Below are 6,387 nucleotides of genomic sequence, written 5' to 3'. Positions count from 1 at the left end.
GTGCTGGCGCCGCCAGCACGACAAAAAACGACCACTCAACCCCCTACGTCAACGGCGGCGGGGGAGGGCGCCCTTGTCGGCGGGTGGTGGCAAACTAGGGCAATGGTAGTTTTCCGGCCGGCACCCGACGAGGCACTTTCGTCGACCCGCACCGACGACTACGCGCCCCTCGCCCTCGCCGCGCCGCCGAACGTCACGAACGCGGCGACCGAAGAGATCGAGGCAAGCCTGCGCGCCCTGAGCGAGCGTGCATCCTTCACCGTCTCTGAGACGACGCCGGCGAGCGAGGTCACAGCGCCCGCGAGCGGCACGCTCTGGCGTGCCGGCCTCGTCGACGAACTGCTCAATCCGCGCCCCACCGGTGAACTCGCGGCGCGCGTCGTCTGCGCCGACTCCGACCGCGAGGAGTGGCTGCGCCACCGCAAGGTCGGCATCACCGCGACCGACGCAGCGAGGTTGGCGACCCCCGCATCCGTCCGCGCAGTCGTGAACGACAAGCTCTACGGCGGCAGCTTCACGGGCAACGCGTTCACCGAGTACGGCAAGAAGCGCGAGCCCGAGATTCAGAAGTGGGTGCGCGAGCAGCACGGCATCGGCAGCTGTGGCTTCCTCATTCGTGCCGCCGAGAACTCACGACACCTCGCGACGCCCGACGGGCTTGCGCAGCGCGGAGGCGAGGCACTACTCGCCGAGATCAAGACAACGAACAAGTCGTGGGCGAAGATTCCGCGCAACTACCTGCGCCAGGTCTACTGGCAGCAGTACGTCGTCGGCGCCGAGCGCACGCTGTTCGTGTGGGAGCACCACAAGAACTTCGTTGTGCAGGAAGCCGAGCCCCGCGCAGTTTGGATCGAGCGCGACGACGCCGAAATCGAGCGCCTCGTCGGCCTCGCCAACGAGGTGCTTGAGCGCCTCGCGCTGTCGTAACTAGGGCAACTGCACCGCGGGGGTCTTGCCGAGCAGCCCCTGCATCGCGCCGATCGGTTCGAGCCAGACCTTGCCGGCGTACGACTTGGCCGGTTCGAGCAGCAGCCCCGCCTTCAGCCCGATGAACGTGATGGTCAGGTGTGCGCGGAGCACCGCATCAGGGTCGGGCACCGAGCCGTCGTCGGGGTCGATGCCCGAGGGAATATCGACGGCGATGATGAGCGGATCTGCTGCCTCCGCCGCCGCCTTCACTGCGACCAACACCGACCGCAGGGGTTCGCGCAACGCGGGCGTGCCGCCGGCCACGACCCCGCCGGAGCCGATGCCGAGCACGCCGTCGACCAGCACATCTGCGCCCGCGACGCGCGCCGCGACCGTCTCCGGGTCGTGCTCGAAGACGAGCTCGACGCCCGCATCGCGCGCCGCTGCCTCGGCCTTCTCGTGCAGCGCGCCCTTCACCGCGACGACCTCCACCTGGGTGCCCGCGGCGGCGAGCAGCGACGCGGCGTAGGTCGCGTCCGCGCCGTTGTCGCCGCCGCCCGCGAGCACGAGCACGCGCGCCGTCGCCGGGTCGGGCAGCACGCTCGAGATCTGGTCGGCGAGGGCCTGCGCAGCCCGCAGCATCAGGGGCACGCCGCGCTCGAGGAGGGGCAGTTCGGCCTCACGAATCTGGGCTGCCAGGTATCCGATGCGCATGCCCCCATCCTCCCACCCCGCGACTAGAGGATGCGGGGGTCGCGCAGCTGCGACGGCGGTGCGCCGAAGCGTGCCTTGAATGCACGGCTGAAGTGCGCGGAAGTCGCGAAGCCCCACGAGTGCGCGAGTTGCGTGAGCGTCACGTCTTTCGGGCCCTGCGCGAGGTCGCGGTACGCGCCGTCGAGGCGCCGGTTCCAGACCTGGTTCATGAGCGTGTCGCCGTCGTGCGCGAACGTCCGATGGATGCTGCTCGGCGACAAGTGCAGCGCCGCGGCGATCGACGCGACGCTGAGCGACGGGTCCCGCAAGTGCTCCTCAAGATGCGCCTCGATGAGCCGACGTCGCACCGAACCCGCGTCGCCGTCGAGCGGCGCGAGCGCCGCCAACAGCAGGTGCTCGAGCCCCTGGGCCATCGACGACGCAACGGCGGGGCCGACCTCGTCATCGACGTGCTGCAGCGAGCCGAGCGCCGACAGAAACACGCTGCCCACACCGGCCCCCTCGACGGCGCGCGCGGTCAGCGTTTCGGGCGCGCGCATCCGGTCGAACACCAGCCGCGGAAACTGCACCACGACCTGCTCAAACTCACCGAGCAACTCAAGCCGATACGGCCGCTGCGTGTCATAGGCAGCAAGCGACCCCTGCGCGATCTCGGCGCTCCGGCCGTCCTGCGTCACGACGCACCGACCCCGGGTTTGCACCCCGACCAGGTAGCCAGCGTCGCCCCGCGCGGCCGCCACCTCGGAACGCCCGCGCGTCACGAGCTGCGCCGTCGACCGCACCGTCGAAACCTGCAGCCCGCCGAACGACCGCACGTCGATTTCGCCCTCGATGCTGTCGGCGTCATTGCCGGCGATGCAACCGAGGTCGACGAAGGTCTCCGACACCGCCTGATTCCAGAACGCGACGCGCTCGCGCCGCGGAACCCTCGCCGTCGTCAATTTCTTGGCCATGCCCGATTCTAAAGACGCGCAGCGCCGATTGCGCTGTGCTTCTTGCCGAGTTGTTACACCGGATGCGCGACCTGCGACAACGGGGCAAGCCGGCTGACGCTGTGGGGCAAGCGCCGCATCCGCCGCGAACGTAGCGTCGGCCGCACCAGTTCAGGGCGTTGTGCAAAGGAGTACGACATGACACACCCAGCGTTCAAGGCGGCCGCGATTCAGGCTGCACCTGTTTTTCTTGACCTCGATGCGACGATCGACAAGGCGATTGGGTACATCGCCGAGGCGGCGGCCGAGGGCGCGTCGCTCGTTGCGTTCCCGGAGGTATGGTTCCCGGGCTACCCCTGGTATGCCTGGCTCGACGTGCCGGCGGTGTGGATGCAGAAGTACGCGCAACGCTATTTCGACAACTCGCTTGAGTACGGCACGCCCCAGGCCGATCGTCTCTCGAAGGCCGCGCGCGACCACAACATCATGGTGTCGGCGGGCATCAGCGAGCGTAGCGGTGGCAGCCTCTACATCGCGCAGTGGCTCATCGGCGCCGATGGTCGCACGATCACCCAGCGCCGTAAGCTCAAGCCGACCCACGTCGAGCGGGTGATCTACGGCGAGGGCGACGGGTCCGACCTCGTCGTTGCCGAAACCGAGCTCGGCCGCGTCGGCGGGCTCTGCTGCTGGGAGCACTTCCAGCCCCTGTCGAAGTACGCGATGTACGCGCAGCACGAGCAGGTGCACATCGGTGCCTGGCCGAGCTTCTCGCTCTACGAGGGCGGCGCCTACGCGCTCGGCGCCGAGGTGAACACCTCCGCGTCGCGCACCTACGCCGTCGAGGGGCAGACCTTCGTGATCGCGCCGTGCGCGACCGTGTCGCAAGAGATGGTTGACGAGATGTGCGAAACCGACCTGCAGCGCCAGCTGCTCAAAGTTGGCGGCGGCCACGCGCGCATCTTCGGCCCCGACGGCCAGCAGCTGCACGAGAGCCTCGCGCCGGATGCTGAGGGTCTTGTCTACGCCGACCTCGACCTCGGCGCGATCTCGGTCGCGAAGGTCGCCGGCGACCCGGTCGGTCACTACTCGCGCCCCGACGCGACGCGCCTCGTCGTAAACCGCACCTCGCGCATCCCGATGACCGATTCGCAGACGCCGCGCTCCCGCGGCACCGTCGACTCGTTCGCCGAGGAACTCGACGAGCTCGAGCAGCCGGTCGAGTAGCGCCCCGCCGATCCTGCGCCGCAGCCCCGCCCCTCCCGGCCATAGGTGTCGCGTTGGTGTTCGTTCGCGAGAACGGACCCAAACGCGGCACCTATGCCTGTTTGAGCGCCCCAACGCCGCGAACGAGCGAAGAAGCTATTGCGCGCGGGCCACGCGTATGGCTAAACTTGACGAAGCCTTAGACCGCTGGTGCTTGGCGCGTGCCCATTGAGTTCAACTCACGGGCCAGAGTCGAGCGAAAGATCCGCAAGGACCACCCGCGTAGGAAAACGAGCAACTCGCTCCGCGTACATCCGTGTGCGCGTGCCAGCAACGCTCCGACGCCTACGTCGGAGCGTTTTTTCGTGTCAATCGTGCCTGGCGGTGGGATCCCGGCATCCGCCGAGGTCTTGCGTACAGACGAGAGGAGAACCATGGCGACCAAGGAGGCAACCGTCGCTGAGCTCGTGGAGCGATTCCAGGGCTCAAACGCCGTTGTGCTGACTGAGTACCGCGGTCTCACCGTTGCACAGCTCAAGGAGCTGCGCCGTTCGCTCGGTGAGAACGCAACCTACGCCGTGGCAAAGAACACGCTCGCCAAGATCGCAGCCAACAAGGCTGGGTTCGAGGGTCTCGACGACAACTTCGCTGGTCCGACCGCTATTGCGTTCGTCACCGGTGAGGTCGTTGACGCGGCCAAGGCGCTGCGCGACTTTGCCAAGGACAACCCTCTCCTGGTGATTAAGGGTGGCTACTTCGACGGTAAGCCGCTCACCCCGGAAGAGGTCAACAAGCTCGCCGACCTCGAGTCCCGCGAAACGCTGCTTGGCAAGCTTGCCGGCGCGTTCAAGGCCTCGCTGTTCGGTGCCGCGTACATGTTCACCGCGCCCGCGTCGAAGGCGGTTCGTACCGTCGACGCGCTGCGTGCAAAGCAGGAAGAGACCGCGGAGTAGTCCGTCCCGGACCGCGGCATTTCAAAACTAAGGAGAAACCCCATGGCTAAGCTCACCGCTGAAGAGCTCATCGAGCAGTTCAAGGAGCTCACCCTCATCGAGCTCAGCGACTTCGTCAAGCTCTTCGAAGAGACCTTCGACGTCACCGCTGCTGCCCCCGTTGCTGTTGCTGCTGCTGGCGGCGCTGCTGCTGCTGACGCTCCGGCCGAGGAAGAGAAGACCGAGTTCGACGTCATTCTTGAGGCTGCTGGCGACAAGAAGATCCAGGTCATCAAGGAGGTGCGTGGTCTTACCTCGCTCGGCCTTGGCGACGCGAAGGCACTCGTTGACGGCGCTCCGAAGCCCGTCCTCGAGGGCGCAAGCAAGGAAGACGCTGAGAAGGCCAAGGAGGCCCTCGAGGCCGCCGGCGCCACCGTCACCGTCAAGTAGTTGCTCGCTGCGCACGCAGCTTGACGCTTCGCGCTGACCCTTTCGTCGGCGCACGACCTAGCGGGTCGAGACACTGTCTCGACCCGCTTCGTCGTTTCCGCATCGCGGTTCGGTGAACGCGCGATAACGATTCGGGCCGGTGAGCGATTTCGCTCTTGTCGCCGGCCGGATGCCAGGCGGAAGGTAGGTGTGTGCAGGGTTGGGGGATCCTGAGAATTCTGCGCGTCAAGCACGGATTCTCACGAAAGAAGCAACGATGCGCATGCTCGCAAAGCGAATCAGCGCGTTCGTAGGTGCCGTCGCGATAGGTCTGGGAGGCCTCTTCGTGGTGGCGACGCCGGCTGTGGCGGCTCCACTCGATACCAGCGTGCTGCACCGGCACGCCGAACCGCTCAGCGATACCGACGACGAGGCCACCGCCGGGCCGCTCGAGTCTGAACCGGTGGCGCCCGAAACGACTGAGGCCGAGGCTACGACCGAGCCTGCGGATGCGCCGGTCGAGTCGACCCCGCCAGCCGAGGAAACGACGGAGCCGGCCGAGACCACCGAACCCACCGACGAGCCGGGCGAGACCGACGCGACCACGCCGCCGACCTCGACTGAGGGCCCGACCGAGGACGCATCCGACCTCGCCCTCATGCTTGGCTAGGCCACCTACACGCCCGAGCAATCGGCGAGCGGCATCACGTGGTCGGCGAGCGGCTTGAGCGAGGGCGACGCGTACTACCTCTTCGTCAATGGGAACAGCGTGGGCGGCAGCGATGTCATGGAAAACGTGCCCGATGCCGACGGCCATGCGAGTGGCGTGATCGGTTTCCAGGAGCTCCTTACCGACGGCAAGCCGTTCTTTGTCGAGGTGGCGACGGGCGTCGCAGCTCCCACAGGTGAATACACGCTTGAACTGCGCGTTGAGGATGCGGCAGGCGACCCCGTCGGGGCAGCCACGGCCACCTTCGTCGTCACTGATGCAGGGCCGACGACACCGTTTGACCCCAGCGTTTGGGTGCCGGACGCGACGGTGTCGCAGAGCGAGCGCGTCAGCGGCGTCTCGTACGGCGGCGACGGTTGGTTGGATGCAGGCATGATCGACGGGATGGTGACGCTGCCCAACGGATCGACTGTCACGCTGAGCCCAGTTGACCCCATGGCAGGTGGTCACTTCGAAGACACGCTCGCGATCGACTGACTCGTAAGTACGTAGAACCGATCGACGCGAAAGTGGCCAGGGCATTCGCCCCGGCCACTTT

The 6,387-nt window shown here is 67.1% G+C and carries 8 protein-coding genes; 6 read left to right on the top strand and 2 right to left on the bottom strand.

Annotation, left to right across the window (positions count from 1 at the left end; genetic code table 11):
• Window positions 1–102 precede the first annotated feature (102 nt).
• Window positions 103–927: a YqaJ viral recombinase family protein gene (locus QM019_RS12325; protein ID WP_282853248.1), complete on the top strand. Its 825-nt coding sequence runs from the start codon at window positions 103–105 to the stop codon at window positions 925–927.
• Here the strand turns inward: QM019_RS12325 and QM019_RS12320 are convergent, their stop codons facing one another.
• Window positions 928–1,623 (bottom strand): NAD(P)H-hydrate epimerase, encoded by a 696-nt coding sequence (locus tag QM019_RS12320; protein ID WP_282853247.1) that lies wholly within the window; start codon window positions 1,621–1,623, stop codon window positions 928–930.
• A gap of 23 nt (window positions 1,624–1,646) precedes the next feature.
• Window positions 1,647–2,576: an AraC-like ligand-binding domain-containing protein gene (locus tag QM019_RS12315; RefSeq protein WP_282853246.1), complete on the bottom strand. Its 930-nt coding sequence runs from the start codon at window positions 2,574–2,576 to the stop codon at window positions 1,647–1,649.
• A 177-nt stretch (window positions 2,577–2,753) separates the two neighbouring features.
• On the opposite strand from QM019_RS12315, the gene QM019_RS12310 reads away from it, so the two are divergent.
• The 5 genes from QM019_RS12310 to QM019_RS12290 all read left to right on the top strand — a co-directional run bounded on the left by QM019_RS12310 (window position 2,754) and on the right by QM019_RS12290 (window position 6,326).
• Window positions 2,754–3,779: a carbon-nitrogen hydrolase family protein gene (locus QM019_RS12310; protein WP_282853245.1), complete on the top strand. Its 1,026-nt coding sequence runs from the start codon at window positions 2,754–2,756 to the stop codon at window positions 3,777–3,779.
• A 413-nt stretch (window positions 3,780–4,192) separates the two neighbouring features.
• Window positions 4,193–4,711, top strand: coding sequence for a 50S ribosomal protein L10 (gene rplJ / locus QM019_RS12305; RefSeq protein ID WP_125106799.1), 519 nt, complete (start codon window positions 4,193–4,195; stop codon window positions 4,709–4,711).
• 42 nt (window positions 4,712–4,753) lie between these two features.
• Window positions 4,754–5,140 carry a 50S ribosomal protein L7/L12 gene (rplL, locus tag QM019_RS12300; RefSeq protein ID WP_282828548.1) on the top strand — a complete coding sequence of 129 codons (387 nt, stop codon included), beginning with the start codon at window positions 4,754–4,756 and terminating at the stop codon, window positions 5,138–5,140.
• A gap of 262 nt (window positions 5,141–5,402) precedes the next feature.
• Window positions 5,403–5,789 (top strand): hypothetical protein, encoded by a 387-nt coding sequence (locus tag QM019_RS12295; protein WP_282853244.1) that lies wholly within the window; start codon window positions 5,403–5,405, stop codon window positions 5,787–5,789.
• 54 nt (window positions 5,790–5,843) lie between these two features.
• Window positions 5,844–6,326 (top strand): hypothetical protein, encoded by a 483-nt coding sequence (locus tag QM019_RS12290; protein ID WP_282853243.1) that lies wholly within the window; start codon window positions 5,844–5,846, stop codon window positions 6,324–6,326.
• The last annotated feature ends 61 nt before the right edge of the window (window positions 6,327–6,387 follow it).

It is taken from the genome of Gulosibacter sediminis (genome assembly GCF_030011715.1).
GTDB classification, from domain to species: domain Bacteria; phylum Actinomycetota; class Actinomycetes; order Actinomycetales; family Microbacteriaceae; genus Gulosibacter; species Gulosibacter sediminis.
The sequence above is the reverse complement of the archived record's forward strand: the minus strand, read 5'-3'. Positions and strand labels throughout refer to the sequence as shown.

Coding starts and splice junctions, on each gene's coding strand:
- QM019_RS12325 (WP_282853248.1), top strand. CDS start 103: ATGGTAGTTTTCCGGCCGGCACCCGACGAGGCACTTTCGTCGACCCGC.
- QM019_RS12320 (WP_282853247.1), bottom strand. CDS start 1,623: ATGCGCATCGGATACCTGGCAGCCCAGATTCGTGAGGCCGAACTGCCC.
- QM019_RS12315 (WP_282853246.1), bottom strand. CDS start 2,576: ATGGCCAAGAAATTGACGACGGCGAGGGTTCCGCGGCGCGAGCGCGTC.
- QM019_RS12310 (WP_282853245.1), top strand. CDS start 2,754: ATGACACACCCAGCGTTCAAGGCGGCCGCGATTCAGGCTGCACCTGTT.
- rplJ (WP_125106799.1), top strand. CDS start 4,193: ATGGCGACCAAGGAGGCAACCGTCGCTGAGCTCGTGGAGCGATTCCAG.
- rplL (WP_282828548.1), top strand. CDS start 4,754: ATGGCTAAGCTCACCGCTGAAGAGCTCATCGAGCAGTTCAAGGAGCTC.
- QM019_RS12295 (WP_282853244.1), top strand. CDS start 5,403: ATGCTCGCAAAGCGAATCAGCGCGTTCGTAGGTGCCGTCGCGATAGGT.